Origin of the sequence: Parabacteroides goldsteinii DSM 19448 = WAL 12034, from assembly GCF_000969835.1 — a bacterium.
GTDB classification, from domain to species: Bacteria; Bacteroidota; Bacteroidia; order Bacteroidales; family Tannerellaceae; genus Parabacteroides; species Parabacteroides goldsteinii.
In genome coordinates this window covers 2961615-2980677 of the sequence record NZ_KQ033912.1, presented here as the reverse complement: position 1 = coordinate 2980677, position 19063 = coordinate 2961615, and the positions used below count along the sequence as shown (strand labels likewise).

Genomic DNA, 19063 nt, shown 5'->3' with positions numbered 1-19063 from the left:
ATTTTTCTAATTATGCACCAACGTCCCAATATTCTCGCCGCTCATCACCTTCTTCAGATTCCCGTTGGTATCCATATCAAAGACAATGATAGGCAGATTGTTTTCTTTACACATGGTAGTCGCTGTCAGGTCCATCACTTTCAGACCACGAGTGTATATTTCATCATAAGTAATATCTGAGAACTTAGTCGCAGTCGGGTCTTTTTCCGGATCGGCTGTGTAGATGCCATCCACACGTGTACCTTTCAGCATCACATCGGCTTCAATCTCGATACCTCTTAAAGAAGAACCTGTATCGGTTGTAAAGAACGGATTACCTGTTCCACCGGACATAATCACCACATTACCCTGTTCCAACAATTCGATGGCACGCCATTTATTATAAAACTCACCGATCGGCTCCATCCGGATAGCAGTCAACACCTTTGCCTTTACTCCCTGTGCAACCAGCGCAGAACTCAAGGCCAAACTATTGATTACCGTTGCCAGCATCCCCATCTGATCACCTTTCACCCGATCGAACCCTTTAGACGCCCCACTCAGACCACGGAAAATATTACCTCCGCCTATGACAATGCCGATTTGGACACCCATCTCTGCAATCTCCTTGATCTGTGCTGCATACTCATTCAAACGAACTTCGTCGATACCATATTGTTTACCTCCCATCAGCGACTCACCGCTTAACTTCAGGAGAATTCTCTTGTATTGTGCCATCTTTCTGTTTTTTGATTTTTAATTGTTCTTCTGCAAAAATACAGTATTTCGATTAGCAAACAATATCGGAAGTCAATTAATCCGGTTTTATTTAATAAAACTGTATAGCCTATGTAGCAACTCTGTAATGCCGTCCCCCTACTTTTACTACCGAAATGAAACACACTTTATTCCTTATTTTGAAAAACACTAAGAAAACAACCAAACCTTCTTCCTAACTTTAGCATTCCCCTCCCCTTTCAGCGGAAAGAGACAGGGGAATGTTACTTTACAATTTCATATATCTTTTTCACTTTTAAAGCCTGAACAATACAGCCTGACGCACTGTTTCATAAACAAAGAGACATTAAACAAAAAGAATCATTTAAAAATTAAGCAGTTATGAAAAATGTATTGATTGGTATTGCTGCCGGTATCGCTATCGGCTATGTGCTTCGCAAAATGGAAGACGACGGTAAATTCAAATGTATCCACGACGACATGAGCGAACTGGCCGACAGAGCAAAAAAGAAAATCAAAGATGTAGTCGACAAAGGTGTTAACGAAGCCGAATATATCGGTGACCGTGTCGAACATATCACCGACAAAGTCAAGAAAGGGGCAACAAATTAATAGCTATTCAAGGATTATCGCTACAATATGTCACCAATTCTGTCAAACACAGCTTAAAACAAGTGACAAAAAGACAGAATTAGGCATTAAATCCAACTGGCACAAAGTTTGCTTATTGATAGCTGAACGAAGGGTTCGGAAAGAGCCCGGAGTTCAGTAAATTATTGAATGTGTAACTTAAAAATAGGAGATTTAATTATGATGCCGATCAGAAAAAATCAAAATTGGTTACCGAGTATCTTCAATGATTTCTTCGATAACGACTGGATGGAAAAAGCTAATTCAACAGCACCTGCTATCAATGTAATTGAAAGCGAAAAAGATTATAAGATTGAATTGGCTGCCCCGGGAATGACTAAGGAAGATTTCAATGTCCGTATCGACGATGACAACTGCCTGGTTGTTTCAATGGAAAAGAAAAACGAGAATAAAGACGAAAAGCATAACGGACGTTATCTACGTCGCGAATTCTCATATTCTAAATTCCAGCAGACAATGATATTGCCGGATGATGTTGACAAAGAAAAGATCAGCGCTAAAGTAGAACATGGCGTATTGACCGTAGATGTTCCTAAAAAAGCACCTGTAGAAACGGCCAAATTACAGAGAAACATTGAGATTAAATAAGTAACCTCATCATTAAATAATGAATATCCCCCGACGGAATTTCCATCGGGGGATATTTTTTATCCGGCTTCTCTCTTCGCAGGGATACTGACAGATGAACTTTATTTTATTACTTTAGTATTAATGCCACCACTTGTTCGCCCGTCGCAGGTTAATTGGCAGGTAGTAGAGACATTGCATACAATGTCTCTACCCGACCGCATGGTGGTAATTTTAGAATTATCTATTATTTTACGATTGCTTTTACAGCAGCTTCGCCTTCAACAGCCACAGTCACATAACCTGCCGGAGCAGAGATAGTAGCTTCACTGGAAGTGATTACTGTATTAGCAATAGTCTGTCCAAGAACATTGCTGATAACAACTTTCTTACCTTCAGCGCCTTTAACGATTACGGCTCCGTTAGTTGCAACTACTGATACTGTTGATGTAGCAATTGTTTCGTTATCTGTTGCCATATCATCTTCTGAACCTATCTCGATATTGAATACCAATGCATTATCACCACCGGTTCTTGCATTTTCAAATGTAGATGATTTTGAATCCGACAGAACCAAACAACCGTTCTGACTCTTCAACCAAGCACCATTGATAGGAGCAACATCCAAATCGCTTGCTTCCTTGTCTGATTCAATCAGGAATGCAACATCCAAGTTTTCTACTGTTGCAGCAGCTGCCTTATCCGGATTGATGTAACGGAATGACCAAGTATAATTCTTGTGAGCATCTTTCTTCAATTCAGATTTCAAATCAATGATATAGTCAGCGTCAATTTTAGCAGCTTTGTAAGCAGCCTTAATTTTTGCCGTATCCAAATCAGCATTAGCCAGTTCTTCGAAACCATTTGTCAAAACATACAAGCTATCACCAATATGCATAGCATCCACAAAACCGACACGAGTATAGTCACCAAACTGATACAACTTATCTGCATCTTTAGCCTTCAGAGAATCTGCGAAACTTACCAGATATTTAGCTCTTGTAAAGCCAGGTTTTGCAGGAATAGCGTGAGGACAAGTCCATTCTGTAATACCGTTCAGGTGTTCGTGATCCAGTTCACAAGGTTTAGCCGGTTCTGCAATTTTTTCACTCTGACTCACATAGATGAAATACTGCGGTTTGATCTTTCCATTAGGAGCATTATCAATTGTCGCTGTATCAACCACAAATGACAAACCTGCTTTCGGATTAACTTTATCTTCTCTTTCGATACCCAAATAGCAAACTCCTTCATTTTTGAATTTCTCATTGTTTTCATCCATCAGATATTCACCACGATAATATTCTTTGAACTTCAGAAGCTTAGCTGCATCTTCCTGGCCTTCTACAGCACCATCTAATGCAGTATTGAAACGACGATACAGAGGAGCGTTATTTTCTACAATTGCAAATGCAGAAGTTCTTGTTTCTTCCAGCACATTATCTTTCAAGATTACGCTCAGATCTTCATCAGCCGAACCAATCTTCGTTGAATCAGTTGCTGCGACATTGATGAATGCATAGTAAGGACGAGCTGCTTCTACAGATTCAGCTTTATAGAAATTATTTTCTTTCAGATAGAACTTCTTAGCTTTAGCTTCATCAGAAGTCATTTTGTATCTGCCCTCGCTATCTAATGTAATATAAAGATTACCTTTAGAAGTCTTCACATACGGAGTGTACATAACACGTTTCAACTGTTTCAAACCTGAAATTTTAGCTTTCAATGCATTATCCACAGTAATACCATAAGGAACTTCAGCTGTTTCTTTATTCATAAAGAATGACAATTCAGCATCTTTCACATACAGGATAGAATCCCCGTTCATACCGATGAATTTATCATCAGCATATGAATGCAGATAATTGAACTTGTAAGACATTACATCCAACACCTTGTTATCCAAGTTCAAATAACCTAATTTTTCATTACCTAATGCAGCAGCTGTTACAGGCTTGATATCCAGGGAGTCAATACTATGCAGACCACCTGCAACAAATTTGTAAGCACCACCTTCTTCCTGACGTAACTGAATGCTTTGTTTTACACCGGCAAATTCACGGTTAATAAGTGTTACAGTTGACAGCTCGGCAATTTCCGAAGTTTCTTCATGATCTTTTAAGATAACCCACTGGTAAGCCGGCATGTTCATCACTTCCTGCTCAGAAGCTTTTACAGTAACCCATTTCGGAGCATTAGTCCAAGCATTTACTCCATTATCTTTCTTCGTATTATAAATAGGAACAGCCAAATACTGGTCTTTATCATTCTTGATTACATAAACACCGTTATTTTCTGATGTACGGTTTGTTGTACCTTCACCCAAGAAGAAACGAACGTTTGCAGGACCTGCATCTGCTAAAACAGTAATTTCACTTGTAGAAGTCAGTTTATTTAATGTAATAAGATGATTAACCGCATTTGTAGTTTGCCATTCAGAACCGGTTGCAGCATCAGCAGTACCTTTATCCATATAAGATTTAATGCTAACAGCAATACTGTCTGAAGTAGGATAATAATCAAACTTAAACATATAAGACTTGATATCACGGTTCTTAGCACCTGCACTCAAATAAGGAGCAGGAGTATGAGCTGTAGTTGTAAACTTATCACTTCCAAAACCAATTAGCTTCAGGTTCTGGGAAGTACCATCAATATAAGCAGTATCTGCCAACAGATAAGTATCTTCATAAGGCTTATCATCCTTTGTTCCATCAACAATCTGTAGCAAAACATAACCATTTGCTTTTGTTATCTCAGGTACTAAACTAGCAGTTTCAGCATATAATTCAGAAGTATTATTCTCATTACCAACAATTGCCTCACTATTATTACCATTCCAAGCACGGAAAGTTTTGTCAGCAAAAACGTTTCCTAAAACACTATTATCACCTACTTTCAATTCCGGAGTTGCTCCCAGTTTGAAAGAATCACCTTCCGGATCAGTACCTAATTTAGTATTCAAATCTTTTGCTGTCAGAGTTACAGCACCTGCAGTAATAGGAGCCAGTCTCAAATGACGACCTTCCCATTTATCTCTGCTGGCATGAGCTTTTACCAAATAAACATCTTCTGAACTAGTATAACCATTGCCAGTTGCATTAGGAGTAGCAGTTGCGCCTGTTACCAAAGTTACAACAGAGTCTTTTGCAAAATAAGAAATTAAACCGCTTGTTCCGAACGGAGAAGACTGAGTTTCTGTTGAACTTTTCCATTTCCAGGAAGAAGCAGCTCCGTTCATTTTCACAAAACCATCTGCTGCTGCATAAGTTTTAGTTGCATCATACAAAGGAGCATCGCCAGGATTAACCATCAAAGGTATACCTGTTCCTTTATTTACAAATGTAAAATCAGGACCAGTAGCATTGTTGCTATAAGAATACTGAATAGACCACAGTGTTGAGTTTACATCTGTTACAGCAGTAACATCTTTCAGTTTCAGAGTGTAACCATTACCATCCGGTACCATAACAAGTACTTTGCCTGCAGTAGCGTCACCTAATTGATAAAACTTGTTAGTTTCAATCTTCGTTACATCCCTTGTACCTTGGCTGATTGTTGCAGCCTGAGTAGAAGAGAACAAAGTCGAAGCCATACAAGCAATCGCCAAAGTAGAAAACTTTTTGTTCATAATCTAAATTTTAATATTAATAATAATGTTAATGAAATAGTTCTTATCCAACCTTTTACGTCCTTAGTCAAAGTATAATGACTAGAAAAAACGATCCTTTAATCTAGCCAGTATTTGTAGACTATTTGATATTCGTAATCGAAAGCATTAATTTTGTACATACTTTGTTATTCTCTTGATAAGAAAGGAGATAGTTATGCAAAATTTATTTGGAAAAGAGTTGTGGTTTCAAAAGTTATAATTAATTTTGTTGACGTATTTAAAGGATCGTTTTTTTTAGTCACTACTTATTTTATATATAATTCTTATATTTCAACAGCTGAACCATATGTATATTATATTTCTTCCATAAAGAAAGTATATTATATTAATGTACACATGTACATTAATATATAGTTTTCACCGATTCAGTGTCAAAACAAAGAAAAAGTTAATATAATACTATATATCAATATATTACAAGTGACACTGAAATATTATTCGGCATCACCTATTTTTACATAGCAAAAATAAAGCTACTCTCTAATCTATCTCCTTTATACCGGCCTACAACAGTTAACCCATTATACTATAAGAACTAAGCCCTATTGTAGTAGACTTTAACCATCTTCTTTACTAGTATTAAATATGTAAGCATATAAGTACATAAATGTAAGATCATATCTACATATATGTAAGGCTTACCTTTCTTTTTAGAAAAGCATATATTTCATATTTAGAATAAGTATGAAAAGGGCTTAATTGTACTATACTATATCCTTAAATATAATAGTGTGGCGACTTAAGCATCAATGGAGCAATAAGTGACGCTATAAAACAACAATGGTGACGCTGAATAACACCTCAGCATCACCATCATAATTCACTCTTTTATACTGAATAAGCATCCGTAATATAGCCAGTGACGCCACATTTCCGGAAACTTTATTTGTAACTACTCTTTGGGTATGAACATACTGATCCCTATCGGATAATGATCGGAAAGATAATCGTTGTCCGGACCGTTATAAATCTGCGCATCTACACAATCAGGACGCAGGCTGTCGGTTACAAATATGAAATCGATTCGCTCCTGCTGGCGGCGTAAAGCCTCTCCTTTCGGTGAACTGGTCAATATACGGGTAGGGTAAGAATAACGTTGGTTATCAGGAGTGAACATATAACAAATGTCATGCAATGAAGCTGCCATAAAAGTAGAAATCACAGCATAATTCTCCAGATGTTCATCCGTCCAGGAGGCATCGAAAGGGGAATGGGCATTCATGTCACCCATCAATAGGCAATTGGTTAACTGATTTTTATTGATGTAATCGATAATATTATCGGCCTCCTTTTTGCGTTTTAACCGATCATGAGGATTCAGATGCGTCACTAGGAAATCCATATTCAGAACTTTGCAATGTAACAGACCATGACCGTAACCGTCAATCTTTCTGTCGACAACCTTGATAGGCGTTTTCGAAGTGAGCCCGACCGGATAACCGTTTTCCTTTACAATAGCGGCATAAGGGTGACCATAAGAAGCTGCCAGTTCTTTCAGTTTCGCCTCGGTGAAGCCGCAAAGTTCGTTCAAAGCCAGTACATCGGGGGATTGTTCTTTTACCCAGGCGGTAAAACGGGCGATACGATCCTTATCCGAACCGTTGCTGAAACCATCCATGATATTGTAGGAAATGATCTTTATCTTTTGACGGTCGGTGCGCCAGTCACGTTCATAGGAACTTGAAGTCTGAGCATTCAGACCGGAAATAAAGAATAATGCAAAAAAGAAAAGAATACATTTGTTATTAGATAACTGCTTCATTGTTATTTCTGATATTAGATTAATACTATGTTATTTAGAGAAGTGCCCCCCAAAGCGCTATTTTTAAGTGTTTACCACCGACACTTCCTTGAATGCATAGCGCCTCACTTCTCCGTTATCTGTTTTCAGAATCAGGTGTCCTGTGGGTTCTATTCCCAGGATACAAGCCTGGAAGACGCCTTGTTCATCCCGGTAAGGATGAAAGCCGTTACCGCGATACAGGGCTGCCATATAAGCACTCCGAATCTCTTCCTCCTTTTCCTGGAGCAGACCGAGATAGCGGTCGTAAAGACGTTTCAGGAAACTGTTCAGGATTTCCTCCCGGTCATATTCCCGACCCGTTATCTGTACCAGTGAAACAGGGTTCAAAGCATCACTCAGAAACTCCCGCTGGTTTATATTAATACCGATGCCTATCACGGAACAATACAGGGAATGCCCCGTCAAGTCGTTCTCAATCAGCATGCCGCATATCTTCTTGTCGCGCCAGTAAATGTCGTTCGGCCACTTCACCGTTATACCGTCCACATAAGCATCAAGCGTTTCCTTTACACTCAGTGCAGCTATCTGGGAGATTAAGAACTGGCGGTTGGCCGGAAGGAAATCCGGATACAGGATAATGCTAAACATCAGATTCTTTCCCGGTTCCGACTCCCAGGTGTTACCGACCTGGCCCCGTCCGGCTGTCTGATATTCTGTAACAACGATACTCCCTTCCGGTAAGGGTTCTTTCCCTACCAGTCCGCGGAGATAATTATTTGTAGAGGTTGTTTCTTCGAGCCGGATAATACGCGGCTGTTCATTTTCTTCATTCATCGTATGCTTCTCTTATTTTCTTCGGTAGTTTGGCTATTACCTCACGATAGGAATGACGAATCCAGTGGCGGATATCGTCGTCGGACATGTCGCGTTCCAGATAAACTCCGTTCCAGTATTTCTTATTGAAATGATAAGCTCCCTCGACTGCTGCATAACGGTCGCGCAACTCTTCCGTATAATCCGGATTACATTTCAGAGCCAAATACGGTTCCTCTCCGTCCAGAGGCAAAAGGGCAAACATCTTGTTCTCCACTTTAAAGACGAGCGAGACATCATCGAAAGGAAAACATTCGGTAACGTTTTTCAACGACAAACAATATTCACGGGCTTCTTCTATATTCATACGTTTTCTCAGTTTTCTATTTTATCGGGACGGAGCGTAGAAAGCATCGTCTATATGCTCGATCCGGAAACCATCCTTCTCTTTTACCAGGGTGATGATGTCGAAACGGACCGGCAAATCCAGGTTAAAATAACGGACATAGGCATCTGCCGCCGCTACAATACGCCTGATCTTTTTATTATCGACAGCTTCTTCGGGCGAAAGGAGATAATCTTCCGAGCGGGTTTTCACCTCTACGACAACCAGATCCTTCTCCTTGACGGCAACAATATCCAGTTCGTAATGATGCCATCTCCAGTTGGTATGCAAAATCGTGTAGCCCTGACGGATCAGATAATCGCGTGCCCTTGCTTCACCATCCCTGCCTAAATCGTTTTGTTCAGCCATCTTATTAATTTGCACAAATATACTGTTTTTCTTTTTTATTTGGGCTTTCACTTGTACATTTGCACAATATGGCATTAAAACGGAAATATTCACCACCCCAACCCAATCGCCCGAGGGTGCATAAGGTTACTTTTATGCTCAACGATGAAGAGCAGAAGGCTGTCGACCGCTATCTTGCCAGATATAATATCGAAAACAAATCCCGCTGGTACCGGGAAACAATCCTTTCACATATACTCAAGACACTGGAAGAGGATTATCCTACCCTCTTCAAAGAAACAGAAATGAGAAGATGAATCCATTTAACGACGAATATTTTATGAAACAGGCGTTGGTGGAAGCGCGTGCTGCCGCCGACGAAGGAGAAGTGCCCGTAGGGGCCGTTGTTGTATGTAACAATCAGATTATTGCCCGTGCCCATAACCAGACGGAGCGGCTGAACGACCCGACCGCCCATGCAGAGATGTTGGCCATAACGGCAGCCGTAGGCGTACTGGGTGCCAAGTACCTGACTAATTGCAGTCTTTATGTAACGGTAGAACCCTGTATCATGTGTGCCGGTGCCATCGGATGGTCCCAACTCAGCACCATTGTATATGGGGCAAGCGACGAGAAAAGAGGCTTTCAGCAATATGCGCCGAAGGCTTTCCATCCCAAAGCGATAGTAAAAATGGGAGTAATGGAGAAAGAGTGTGCGGAAGAGATGCAGAAATTCTTTAAGTCACGCAGATAAAGCAATCATCAACAAGATTAGCTCCTAAATAATACAATACTGCGAGCAGAAAGCCTCCCAATTTCAACTGGGTAGTGACACTACCCAATTCATATCCTTCTTTTTTAACTCAGCTATATTTTCGTGTTATTGATCAAAAGCTTACTACTTTACTTCTTCGAAATCGACATATTCGCCTTCGTCCTTAGTAAAGATCTTTTTGCGATTGGCGGCCGCATAATCTTCCTCAGCGGTATTATGCGACTGACGTTGTCCACCGGAGTAACTACTTGTCTGACGACGCTGTTCCCCTTTCTTTGCATTGCTGCTTCCGCTACCAAACAACATATTCTTAAATGTACGCAGGATAGAGAAACCCATCAGGAAGACTAACAGGATGAAGAAGAAAAACATTACAAACAAAAACTTAAACATAATATTATTCGTTACTTAGTTGGTTTATAAGAGAAACACATAGACCAGACCTCTTGTTTACTGCCTTTTGTTAAAAATAGACAAGAGGATATAGAGAAGAATTGTTCCCGCTATACCAAGCATACCGAAAAAGGCAACGAACAGGACTGCGCAACCCACTAATATATAGCGTCTTTCATTACCTTTCCATGCAACCGACTTGATCTTTAACGAGAACATAGGGATCTCAGACACAAGCAATAAGGAGGTAGCCAACGCTACCACCAGCGTAACCACTATAAATAAGACATTATTCGCCTGGCTCAAAGGAGACAATGAATATCCGACCGAAGCCCAGAATAACGCATGTGCCGGAACCGGCATACCGATAAATGAAGTTGTCTGCCGCTCATCAATATTGAATTTGGCAAGACGCAAACCGGAGAAAGCAGGAATCACAAAAGCCAGATAAGGAATATAACGTCCTATCTCGCCTAAAGGAAGGCTTGCCTGTCCCAGCATCGAGAATACGATCATACCGGGTGCCACTCCGAAACTCACCATATCCGACAATGAGTCCAACTCTTTTCCCATCGGAGAATAAGCCTTCAGCAAACGGGCGGCAAAGCCGTCGAGAAAATCGAACACGGCAGCAATGATGATCCATATGGCAGCCCATAAATAATTATCCTGCAAAGCCATCACAGTGGCGATGCATCCTGATACAAGACTCAGACAAGTGATTGTATTGGGGATATGCTTTCTTATATTCATTCTTTCGTATATTTTCCGGATTCTATTCGCACGGGCATTTGCTTAACCGTGCAATCGGTGTCTGGTTACCGGTCACCTTCTGATCCATCTCAATCAAGACTTCGGTTCCCACCGGCAAATAAACATCTACACGCGACCCGAATTTGATAAAACCCATCTGTTCATCCACGTGACATTTCTCTCCGACCTTGGCATACGTAACAATACGCCGGGCAAGTGCTCCCGCAATCTGGCGTGCCAGTACATCCACCCCGTTCTTAGTCGTGATAACAACGGCTGAACGTTCGTTTTCAGTACTGCTCTTCGGCAAATAGGCCGCCATGAACCGTCCGTTATTATGAGAGACATGTTTCACGGTACCGTTTACCGGAAACCAGTTGGCATGTACGTTAAACACGGACATAAAGATAGATATCTGCAAACATTTCCGGTGAAGGATCTCATTTTCCATCACTTCCTCGATTGCTACGATCGTACCGTCGGCCGGTGCAATCACCAGACCTTCAGAGTCGTAAGGGAAACGACGAAACGGACTGCGGAAGAAATTCAGGATCAGCAGGAAAAGAATAGTCGAAACTGTCGCAACAGAATAGAACAGCACTCCCTTACCTACGGTATGGTATAATGCGACATTTACGACAAATAAAACCGTAAATAACGTAAGTAGCAGGCCTGTTCCTTCTTTATGTACTTTCATCCTTCTTCTTAAACTGCGTTTTTATTACAATTTGCAAAAGTATTCATTTTTACGGAATAACAAAACAAATAAGATGACAAATCGGTTGACTGCGGACAGATGCGAAGCCGGACTGTCAACCGGGAGTCATCAACTATCTACAGATTCGATAGTTCCCAGTTCCACATACCACAGGTAACCCTCTACCTTTTCATATCCCATCTGCCGGATCAGTTTCATATAATTCTTCACCTGGTTATGATATCTCTTATCCTGTATTTCACCGAATTTATAGTCGATCACCACGACTTTATCTTCCGATATCATGACCCGGTCGGGACGTTTGGACAATCCTTTTCCGAAAAGGATATCGACTTCATTCAGCACACGGGCCGTCCCGTCATACCAAGGATGCACTTCCGGCATTTCCAGCAATTCTTCCAGCCGGACAACCAGCGACTCTGCTTCATCCTTATTAATGACACCGGCCAAACGATAGCCTTCAACGGCTGCGGGGATATCCTTTTGTGTCCGTATCTGACTGAGCACCTCGTGCATCAGGGCACCGTGTTTACGACGGGCATTATCAAAGAAAAAGCCTTTGCCATGCAGACGAAGCTGTAAACGGTCGTCGGGGGAAATAGAGTTGATACGAGCCATCGCGATCTCCTCGGGACTGTGTCCATCCTGCTTGGCTGCTGCGGGATGCCACCAACTACCCAGTTCAAAGATCCCTTCTTTCGTATCAAAAGAAGAAGGCAATGAAACAAGCGCGTCTCCTTCCCGGGTATCCTTCACCTCCAGATACAAGCCTGCCCATAAAGCATCGGCCATGGAAGAGATCTTTTCGACTTCGCCGGTCTCTTCCTTTATCTTTTTCGGACGGGGAGCAAAAACGATCAGTTCGTCTTTGGAGCGGGTGAAAGCGACATATAATGTATTCAGATTATCAATGAAAGCATGCAATCGCTCACGGAAATAGTCTTCCGCAAAAATGGTATTCCCCAGCGACTGGCTATAGCGGACAGGAACCAGATGCAGCCGGTTGAACGGTTTGGTTTCCGGTTTACACCACAGGATAACCGGTTTGCTGGGCTTATGGTCTATCTCCCAGTCGCCGAACGGGATAATGACGACCTTGAATCCGAGTCCTTTCGACTTATGGACGGTAAGGATACGGATGGCATTCTGCGCATCCGGGGTAGCGATTGTTTTACGGTATCCCGTCTCATCCCACCATTTCAGGAAGCGAGTCAGATCGGCACTTTCTTTTTGGGTATACTCCGATACCATATCGAGAAACGCCTGAACGAAGACCTGTTCGTTATTCTGAAATTCTCCGGAGAAAAGACGGAAAAGTCCTTCTGATATTTCATACAGTGACTGGCGGGAAAGAGTCTGCAACTCCGATGCAATCTCCGGCGGAAAAGCCAGACCGGAAACGGTTACGGAATATGCCTCCGAGAGATTCTCGTCTTTCGTCGCTCCCTGTAAAATCCGGTAAGAGTACAAGGCTGTCTGTTCATTGATTTTATCTTCCGGGTTTCTCAGATACCGCAACAGGGCAACCATAAAACGAACAGCCGGCGATCCGCTGACAAACAGGGCGTCGTCGGAGATTATGTCGTAATGATAACGGTCGGAAGGGTTTGCCTCTTTATAGGAAAGCAGCTTTTCAGCCACCATCGCCCCTTCCATATTGGTACGGACCAAAATGGCGATATCCTTCAGGGCATAACCGTTATCCTGTAATTGTTCCACCACACCGGGCAGACGGTCCAGGGCTTCTTCTTTCCAGTCTTTCTCTTCATCACCGGCAAGAAATTCTATTTTGACATGGCCGTCTTTCTGTTTGAACGGCGGCGGAACCTGTTGATAACTTTTCGTATAAGCCGACATGATCTTTGTCAGATAGGCGGCACGCTGTTCTTCACTCAGCGAAGAGGTCAGCAGGCTTTCGTTATATACGCTTTGCAAGACACCGGGGATAGCGGTAAAGAACGTATTATTAAATTCAACGATATTCCGGCAGCTGCGCCAGTTTTCCTTCAATGTTTCTTCCCGAACTTCTTCCTGCGAGAAATCGGCTTGCACCTGTTCATCCAGCAATTTCCAGTCGGAGTTGCGGAAGCGGTAGATACTTTGTTTTACGTCTCCCACAATCAGATTGGCCCGGTCGTGTGCCAGGCTTTCTTCGATCAGCGGACGGAAGTTGTTCCATTGCATGCCGCTGGTGTCCTGAAATTCATCAATCATATAATGATCGACGTGCGTACCGGTCTTTTCATAGATGAACGGGGCATCGCTGCCTCCGATCACTTTATTCAGCAGCTCGGTCGTATCGGCAATCAGCATGACATTCTTTTCCTCCCGATAGGAGGCGATCTGGCGGGAAACGTCGGTCAGGATACCCAGCGTATAATAATAACGTACGATTTCACGAGCCGTATTATAAGCGGTCAGATTAGAGAACAGGGCGATGATACGTTTGATACAATCATTCAGACCGTCTTCAAAAACACAACCGATGACCTGACGCATTCCTATCGGAGTTGTTTTGGTAAAACAGCCTTCCAGATTATCGGCTAGGCCGATAAAGGTGGCTGTCGGCTCTTTCATCTCACCTTTCGCCAGACGGTCCAGCAGGGTAAGCGGAGAACGGCTTCCTCCCTTAAAATCGGTTGTACGGATGGCATATTTATTGAGTAAGGCAAGACCGCTCTCGCCCAATCGCTTCGCTTCGGCTTCTACCGAACGGATAATACCAAAGAGTTCATTTTTATAGTTTTCGAGTGCTTCCTTATCCTCGATATCTTTGGCCACTTCTTCACTGGATGCCTTGTAGCTTTCCTTAAAAACTTCACGGCTCAGGGACATGATATCTTTACGGAGGTTCCATTCGCCTCCATTCTCTATCTTATCTTCGGCGAAACGAAGCAGCCAGCCTAACAGTTCCTTGCTTTCCGGCTTTTCAAGGTCAGCCAGCAGGTTATCGACAGCTGAAGTGAGCACCAGCTCCTGGTCCATTTCAATGCCATAGCCACCCTGCAAACCTATTTCACGGGTAAAAGCACGCATAGTCTGCTGGAAGAAACGGTCGATGGTGCTGATATTGAATGCAGAATAATCGTGCAGGATATCGGTTAATATCTTTTTTGCCTGTTTACGGACTTGTTCCTCGGTCAGTACATAGGTAGCCCGCAAAGATTCCACATAATCAGACTTACGACCGGAAGAGAGGTTGTAAAGTTCCTCCACAATACGGCTTTTCATCTCATCGGTAGCCTTATTGGTAAACGTCACCGCCAGGATACGGCGATAGGCTCCCGTCCCGCCAAACAGCAAGGTCAGATATTCACCGGTCAGCTTATGGGTTTTTCCGGCTCCCGCCGAAGCTCTGTAAACAGTCAGCATAGTTTTAATTATTAATGAGAGGTTTTAATATTGAATCTCCTCAAATAATCCGGCTCTTTACATAGCCTTCCTTTTGGAGGATTTCGAGTACTTTCTGACGCAAATCTCCCTGTACGATGATTTCTCCGTCCTTAGCGGAACCGCCTACCCCGCATTTTACCTTCAGGAATTTACCTAAAGCCTCCATATCCTCTGTCGTACCACGGAATCCGGTCACCAATGTAACGGCTTTACCACCCCGGTTCCGCTTGTCCAGCGAGATACGCAATTGTTGTTTCTCTTTGGGAAGTGTATCTTCTTCTACCTCATCCCCTGTATTATATTGAAAATCCGGATTGGTGGAATACATCACCCCCAAACGGTCTTTCCAGTCATTATTCTTCATAATTCATTACATTTTATTTGGTTCAAAACTACAAATTAACAGCGGGATAAGCAAAAGAACGGAGAATAATACATATCTTTGCTTGAAACAGACTGATTTTCATAACTATTTTAATTATCACACTAGTTCGTATGAAAAGACTTTTTTTCATATTATCCCTTATACTACTGATTGATCGTTCCATGTATGCCCTGCCGGACGATAAGGACGGTTATATTTTAGTTATCCATTCCATCAACTTTAACGAAGTATGGACGCAAGGTATTTACGAAGCAATCAATAAGACTTTTACCCAGGAACATATAACAGTGCTTGGCGAGGAGTTATCTATCCCTGCTATAAAAGATACGACAGATGTAAATGAGAAACTGGAAATATTACGTAATAAATACCCCACCCCTCCCAAAGTCGTTGTTTGCATAGGCGATCCGGCCTGGTTGCTCTGCCGTCCCCTTTTCGATAATGAATGGAAAAATGTACCTTCCATCATCTGCCATTCGCAGGAACTGGTCCCGATAAAAATAGAATATTTACTAAAAAGAGACCTGGAAACTATCGAACATATGGCTCTTACGGAAGATGAGATAAAAGGATACAATACAACCAGACTGATCCAGCCCCTTTTCGTAAAAGAGACCATTGAAACAATAAAGAAGCTACAGCCTGAACTGAAAAAAATAATCTTTATTTGCGACAACCGCTACATCAGTTTATATACCAAACAGGAGCTTTCAAAAACAATACAGGCAAATTATCCCGAGTTAAAACTGGAAGTGTTGTCCACTCCAGCCCTCTCTACCGAAAATCTGTTGGACAGCTTAAGTATATATGACCAGAAAGCAGGTATCATCTATTACTCCTGGTTTGTCTTCAAGAGTTCCAAAGAGAATCATTACCTGATCGATAACATGCAAAAGATGACCAACAGTTTTTCCCTGCCACCGGTCTATCTTCTGGCAGACCTGAACATCGAGACTGGTAATTTTGCCGGGGGACATTATATCTCGGAAAATGATTTCAGCGAATCTGTTATTACCACCGTCCGGTTAATATGGCAAGGAACCGCAGCCCGGGATATCCAAACCCATATCGGAGGGGAACCGCACACCTATCTCAATTACCAGCATCTGCTCAATCACGGCATCGAACCGTCCCGCTTTCCACCCAACGCCATTTATTACCAGCAGCCACCGACATTCTTTCAGAAATATAAAATACATCTGTTCAGTGCATTTGCAATCATTATCCTGCTGGCAACAATTGCCGTCCTGCGCTTCCGGCTTTATATCCAAAAACTGAAACAGGAAGACGAACGTCGCGAAAAGGAAAAAGCGGAAGAGGCTAACCGGCTGAAATCTGCGTTTCTGGCAAACATGAGCCACGAAATACGCACTCCGCTCAATGCCATCGTCGGCTTCTCCAACCTGATCGCCCATTCGGAAAGTCCGGAAGACACTGCTGAATTCTGTAATATCATCGAAACCAATAACGAGCTATTGCTCCAACTGGTCAACGACATACTGGATTTATCAAAGATAGAGGCCGGTCAATTGGATTTTACCTTCTCCAACATCAATGTTTCTTCGTTATTTACCACACTGGCACAGACATTCAAAAGCCGGACAAAAGAAGAAGTAACACTGGAATGTTCAACACCCGTACATCCCTGTTTTATCTATTCGGAAAAGACACGCCTGACACAAGTCATAACCAATTTTCTGACCAATGCCTGCAAATTCACTTTCAGAGGAACTATAAGAATGGGATATGAAGAAATAGAAGGCGGCCTGCGTTTCTATGTTTCCGACACCGGCAAAGGTATTTCCAAAGAAAACCTTCCGCACGTGTTCGAACGTTTTGCCAAATTTGACAATTTCATACAAGGTACAGGACTGGGATTATCTATCTGCCTGACAATTGTAAAACGTCTGAACGGAGAGATCGGAGTCGAATCGGAAGAGGGGAAAGGAAGTACCTTCTGGTTCACCATCCCCTGCGAAGTTCATCATAAAGACATTGTCATTTCTGAATCAAGACAGTAGCATAAGCGGCAATTCCTTCCTGGCGTCCGGTGAAGCCCAGCTTTTCTGTGGTAGTCGCTTTGATGGATATATCCTCTGCATCTACTCCCATCACTTCGGCCAATGTCTGTTTCATCAGCGGGATATGCGGATTCAATTTCGGTTTTTCAGCTGCGATCGTTGCGTCTATATTACCTAACGTATAGCCGGCATCACGAAGCAACTCCATTGTTTCATAGAGTAAAACTTTACTGTCAATACCTTCATACTCTTCAGCCGTATCAGGGAAATGATAACCGATATCACGCATATTGGCAGCCCCCAGCAAAGCATCACAAATGGCATGTATCAACACATCCGCATCGCTATGCCCTTGCAACCCCATTGAATGTTCGATTCGAATCCCTCCTAACCATAACTCACGGTCAGCGACAAACGCATGCACATCATAGCCGAAACCAACCCGTATCTTCATAATTTTCAGTTCTTAATATTCAATCTTCAATTATCTGAACAGGTTCTTTATCCCGTCCATATCAAACGACAGTGTGAAACGGAGTGTCTGGTCCAACGGGTTACTCTGAACGGTACTTACCAGATAGGCTGCATCCAACTGGAATACACTCATGCGGAAACCGGCTCCGACTGAGAAATACTGACGGTTACCCTTATTGGCATTCTCATAAAAATAACCTCCACGAAGAAAAAACTGCTCGTTATAACTATACTCGGCACCGATCGAGACCATCACTTCCTGCAATTCACCCTTGAAACCGTCAGGCGAATCACCGAAAGATTTGAAGATACCGGAGATACCGGAGACATTATTATATTCTTCTTTTTTCTTATCGTATTCGGCTTTTTCTTCATCCGTATACCCTTCCTGCAAATAAGGCAGACTCGGAACCAGATACTTACTCAAATCCAGATACAAACCGATCCGGTTATAATCATCGATCGGATACAGCAAACCGGTACCCAGACGAAGTGTTGTCGGAATAAATTCATTATGCTCTCCCCCGTCATAAGAGATTTTAGTACCAATATTAGACACATTGAAACCGAAACTCCACAAACATTCACTGTTACCCAGAATCACATATTTCTCCAGATAACCCGCAATATCCGCAGCAAAGGCATTACCGGGCACGCGGCTTTCATCAGCCGGGTCGGTTCCCATATCCGAACGGATATAACGCATGGCCACAGCCATCGAAAAAGATTCAGACAATTTACGGCTATAACTTACATCGAAAGCCATTTCATACGGACTAACGGAATAATTACCTGTCGACTCTCCGGTAATAGGATTATAGGGTACATCTCCCAACGAGAAATAACGCAAGGAAGCACCGACAGCCTGCAAATCGCTATCTCCGATTTTATAGTAACCGGACAGATTCGCCAAAGCCACATCATTGACCAACTTACGCAACCAGGGAGTATATGATAAAGAAACGCCTGCCTTACTATACATAAACGCATATTTAGCAGGGTTCCAATATTGAGAGTTTATATCGGGAGTAGTCGACGCCCCGTTATCACCCATACCACCACCACGTGCATCAGGTGCAATTGATAGCGAAGGCACTGCAGTATTAACCGGAGCAAATGTATTTTTCTTCTGAGCCCACACGGATAATACAGCCAAAAGGCTGAATACTACTATAAATGTACTGATTCTTAATTCTTTTATCATACTATATCTGTTAAAAACGCGGTAAATAAAATTTACCCTACCAACATAT

Annotated in this window: 18 protein-coding genes; 5 read left to right on the top strand and 13 right to left on the bottom strand. The window is 42.4% G+C overall.

Annotated features, from left to right (window positions below; translation table 11 throughout):
• Positions 1-6 precede the first annotated feature (6 nt).
• Positions 7-717 (bottom strand): UMP kinase, encoded by a 711-nt coding sequence (gene pyrH, locus HMPREF1535_RS10820; protein ID WP_005867363.1) that lies wholly within the window; start codon positions 715-717, stop codon positions 7-9.
• Positions 718-1098: 381 nt separating this feature from the next.
• On the opposite strand from pyrH, the gene HMPREF1535_RS10815 reads away from it, so the two are divergent.
• Positions 1099-1329, top strand: coding sequence for a hypothetical protein (locus tag HMPREF1535_RS10815; protein ID WP_009859943.1), 231 nt, complete (start codon positions 1099-1101; stop codon positions 1327-1329).
• A 198-nt stretch (positions 1330-1527) separates the two neighbouring features.
• Positions 1528-1956: an Hsp20/alpha crystallin family protein gene (locus tag HMPREF1535_RS10810; RefSeq protein ID WP_009859944.1), complete on the top strand. Its 429-nt coding sequence runs from the start codon at positions 1528-1530 to the stop codon at positions 1954-1956.
• Positions 1957-2182: 226 nt separating this feature from the next.
• Here the strand turns inward: HMPREF1535_RS10810 and HMPREF1535_RS10805 are convergent, their stop codons facing one another.
• The 5 genes from HMPREF1535_RS10805 to HMPREF1535_RS10785 form a co-directional block, all read right to left on the bottom strand.
• On the bottom strand, positions 2183-5566 hold the full coding sequence (locus HMPREF1535_RS10805) for a DUF6383 domain-containing protein (protein WP_046146113.1): 3384 nt from the start codon (positions 5564-5566) through the stop codon (positions 2183-2185).
• 934 nt (positions 5567-6500) lie between these two features.
• A complete protein-coding gene (locus HMPREF1535_RS10800; RefSeq protein ID WP_046146112.1) occupies positions 6501-7370 on the bottom strand; it encodes an endonuclease/exonuclease/phosphatase family protein in 870 nt (289 codons plus the stop codon).
• 63 nt (positions 7371-7433) lie between these two features.
• Positions 7434-8186 (bottom strand): biotin--[acetyl-CoA-carboxylase] ligase, encoded by a 753-nt coding sequence (locus HMPREF1535_RS10795; protein ID WP_046146111.1) that lies wholly within the window; start codon positions 8184-8186, stop codon positions 7434-7436.
• Entirely contained in the window at positions 8179-8532 is a 354-nt protein-coding gene (locus tag HMPREF1535_RS10790; RefSeq protein WP_009859948.1) for an MmcQ/YjbR family DNA-binding protein, read from the bottom strand. The genes HMPREF1535_RS10795 and HMPREF1535_RS10790 overlap by 8 nt, the downstream gene beginning before the upstream one ends.
• 21 nt (positions 8533-8553) lie before the next feature.
• Positions 8554-8919 (bottom strand): YraN family protein, encoded by a 366-nt coding sequence (locus HMPREF1535_RS10785; protein ID WP_009859949.1) that lies wholly within the window; start codon positions 8917-8919, stop codon positions 8554-8556.
• Between the two features lie 68 nt (positions 8920-8987).
• Here HMPREF1535_RS10785 and HMPREF1535_RS10780 point away from each other — a divergent pair, with 68 nt between their 5' ends.
• The gene (locus HMPREF1535_RS10780) at positions 8988-9215 is read left to right on the top strand and encodes a hypothetical protein (RefSeq protein WP_009859950.1); all 228 of its coding nucleotides are present in this window, start codon (positions 8988-8990) and stop codon (positions 9213-9215) included.
• On the top strand, positions 9212-9652 hold the full coding sequence (locus HMPREF1535_RS10775; protein ID WP_046146110.1) for a nucleoside deaminase: 441 nt from the start codon (positions 9212-9214) through the stop codon (positions 9650-9652). The genes HMPREF1535_RS10780 and HMPREF1535_RS10775 overlap by 4 nt, the downstream gene beginning before the upstream one ends.
• A gap of 144 nt (positions 9653-9796) precedes the next feature.
• On the opposite strand, the gene HMPREF1535_RS10770 is transcribed toward HMPREF1535_RS10775, so the two are convergent.
• The 5 genes from HMPREF1535_RS10770 to HMPREF1535_RS10750 form a co-directional block, all read right to left on the bottom strand.
• Positions 9797-10066: a DUF4834 family protein gene (locus HMPREF1535_RS10770; protein ID WP_009859952.1), complete on the bottom strand. Its 270-nt coding sequence runs from the start codon at positions 10064-10066 to the stop codon at positions 9797-9799.
• Positions 10067-10123: 57 nt separating this feature from the next.
• Positions 10124-10819 (bottom strand): CDP-diacylglycerol--serine O-phosphatidyltransferase, encoded by a 696-nt coding sequence (pssA, locus tag HMPREF1535_RS10765; protein WP_009859953.1) that lies wholly within the window; start codon positions 10817-10819, stop codon positions 10124-10126.
• 22 nt (positions 10820-10841) lie between these two features.
• Positions 10842-11516 (bottom strand): phosphatidylserine decarboxylase family protein, encoded by a 675-nt coding sequence (locus HMPREF1535_RS10760; RefSeq protein WP_009859954.1) that lies wholly within the window; start codon positions 11514-11516, stop codon positions 10842-10844.
• Between the two features lie 129 nt (positions 11517-11645).
• Entirely contained in the window at positions 11646-14909 is a 3264-nt protein-coding gene (locus HMPREF1535_RS10755) for a UvrD-helicase domain-containing protein (protein ID WP_046146109.1), read from the bottom strand.
• Positions 14910-14949: 40 nt separating this feature from the next.
• Positions 14950-15294 carry a translation initiation factor gene (locus HMPREF1535_RS10750; RefSeq protein ID WP_046146108.1) on the bottom strand — a complete coding sequence of 115 codons (345 nt, stop codon included), beginning with the start codon at positions 15292-15294 and terminating at the stop codon, positions 14950-14952.
• Between the two features lie 131 nt (positions 15295-15425).
• Here HMPREF1535_RS10750 and HMPREF1535_RS10745 point away from each other — a divergent pair, with 131 nt between their 5' ends.
• Positions 15426-17336 (top strand): sensor histidine kinase, encoded by a 1911-nt coding sequence (locus tag HMPREF1535_RS10745; RefSeq protein WP_046146107.1) that lies wholly within the window; start codon positions 15426-15428, stop codon positions 17334-17336.
• On the opposite strand, the gene ispF is transcribed toward HMPREF1535_RS10745, so the two are convergent.
• Together ispF and porV are read right to left on the bottom strand one after the other, a co-directional pair.
• Positions 17314-17790, bottom strand: coding sequence for a 2-C-methyl-D-erythritol 2,4-cyclodiphosphate synthase (gene ispF, locus HMPREF1535_RS10740; protein ID WP_009859958.1), 477 nt, complete (start codon positions 17788-17790; stop codon positions 17314-17316). The two genes, HMPREF1535_RS10745 and ispF, sit on opposite strands and share 23 nt — an antisense overlap.
• 30 nt (positions 17791-17820) lie before the next feature.
• Positions 17821-19014 (bottom strand): type IX secretion system outer membrane channel protein PorV, encoded by a 1194-nt coding sequence (porV, locus tag HMPREF1535_RS10735; protein WP_010800828.1) that lies wholly within the window; start codon positions 19012-19014, stop codon positions 17821-17823.
• Positions 19015-19063: the final 49 nt, after the last annotated feature.

Coding starts and splice junctions, on each gene's coding strand:
- HMPREF1535_RS10745 (WP_046146107.1), top strand. CDS start 15,426: ATGAAAAGACTTTTTTTCATATTATCCCTTATACTACTGATTGATCGT.
- ispF (WP_009859958.1), bottom strand. CDS start 17,790: ATGAAGATACGGGTTGGTTTCGGCTATGATGTGCATGCGTTTGTCGCT.
- HMPREF1535_RS10790 (WP_009859948.1), bottom strand. CDS start 8,532: ATGAATATAGAAGAAGCCCGTGAATATTGTTTGTCGTTGAAAAACGTT.
- HMPREF1535_RS10800 (WP_046146112.1), bottom strand. CDS start 7,370: ATGAAGCAGTTATCTAATAACAAATGTATTCTTTTCTTTTTTGCATTA.
- HMPREF1535_RS10760 (WP_009859954.1), bottom strand. CDS start 11,516: ATGAAAGTACATAAAGAAGGAACAGGCCTGCTACTTACGTTATTTACG.
- HMPREF1535_RS10810 (WP_009859944.1), top strand. CDS start 1,528: ATGATGCCGATCAGAAAAAATCAAAATTGGTTACCGAGTATCTTCAAT.
- HMPREF1535_RS10775 (WP_046146110.1), top strand. CDS start 9,212: ATGAATCCATTTAACGACGAATATTTTATGAAACAGGCGTTGGTGGAA.
- porV (WP_010800828.1), bottom strand. CDS start 19,014: ATGATAAAAGAATTAAGAATCAGTACATTTATAGTAGTATTCAGCCTT.
- HMPREF1535_RS10780 (WP_009859950.1), top strand. CDS start 8,988: ATGGCATTAAAACGGAAATATTCACCACCCCAACCCAATCGCCCGAGG.
- HMPREF1535_RS10815 (WP_009859943.1), top strand. CDS start 1,099: ATGAAAAATGTATTGATTGGTATTGCTGCCGGTATCGCTATCGGCTAT.
- HMPREF1535_RS10770 (WP_009859952.1), bottom strand. CDS start 10,066: ATGTTTAAGTTTTTGTTTGTAATGTTTTTCTTCTTCATCCTGTTAGTC.
- pssA (WP_009859953.1), bottom strand. CDS start 10,819: ATGAATATAAGAAAGCATATCCCCAATACAATCACTTGTCTGAGTCTT.
- HMPREF1535_RS10750 (WP_046146108.1), bottom strand. CDS start 15,294: ATGAAGAATAATGACTGGAAAGACCGTTTGGGGGTGATGTATTCCACC.
- HMPREF1535_RS10755 (WP_046146109.1), bottom strand. CDS start 14,909: ATGCTGACTGTTTACAGAGCTTCGGCGGGAGCCGGAAAAACCCATAAG.
- HMPREF1535_RS10805 (WP_046146113.1), bottom strand. CDS start 5,566: ATGAACAAAAAGTTTTCTACTTTGGCGATTGCTTGTATGGCTTCGACT.
- HMPREF1535_RS10795 (WP_046146111.1), bottom strand. CDS start 8,186: ATGAATGAAGAAAATGAACAGCCGCGTATTATCCGGCTCGAAGAAACA.
- HMPREF1535_RS10785 (WP_009859949.1), bottom strand. CDS start 8,919: ATGGCTGAACAAAACGATTTAGGCAGGGATGGTGAAGCAAGGGCACGC.
- pyrH (WP_005867363.1), bottom strand. CDS start 717: ATGGCACAATACAAGAGAATTCTCCTGAAGTTAAGCGGTGAGTCGCTG.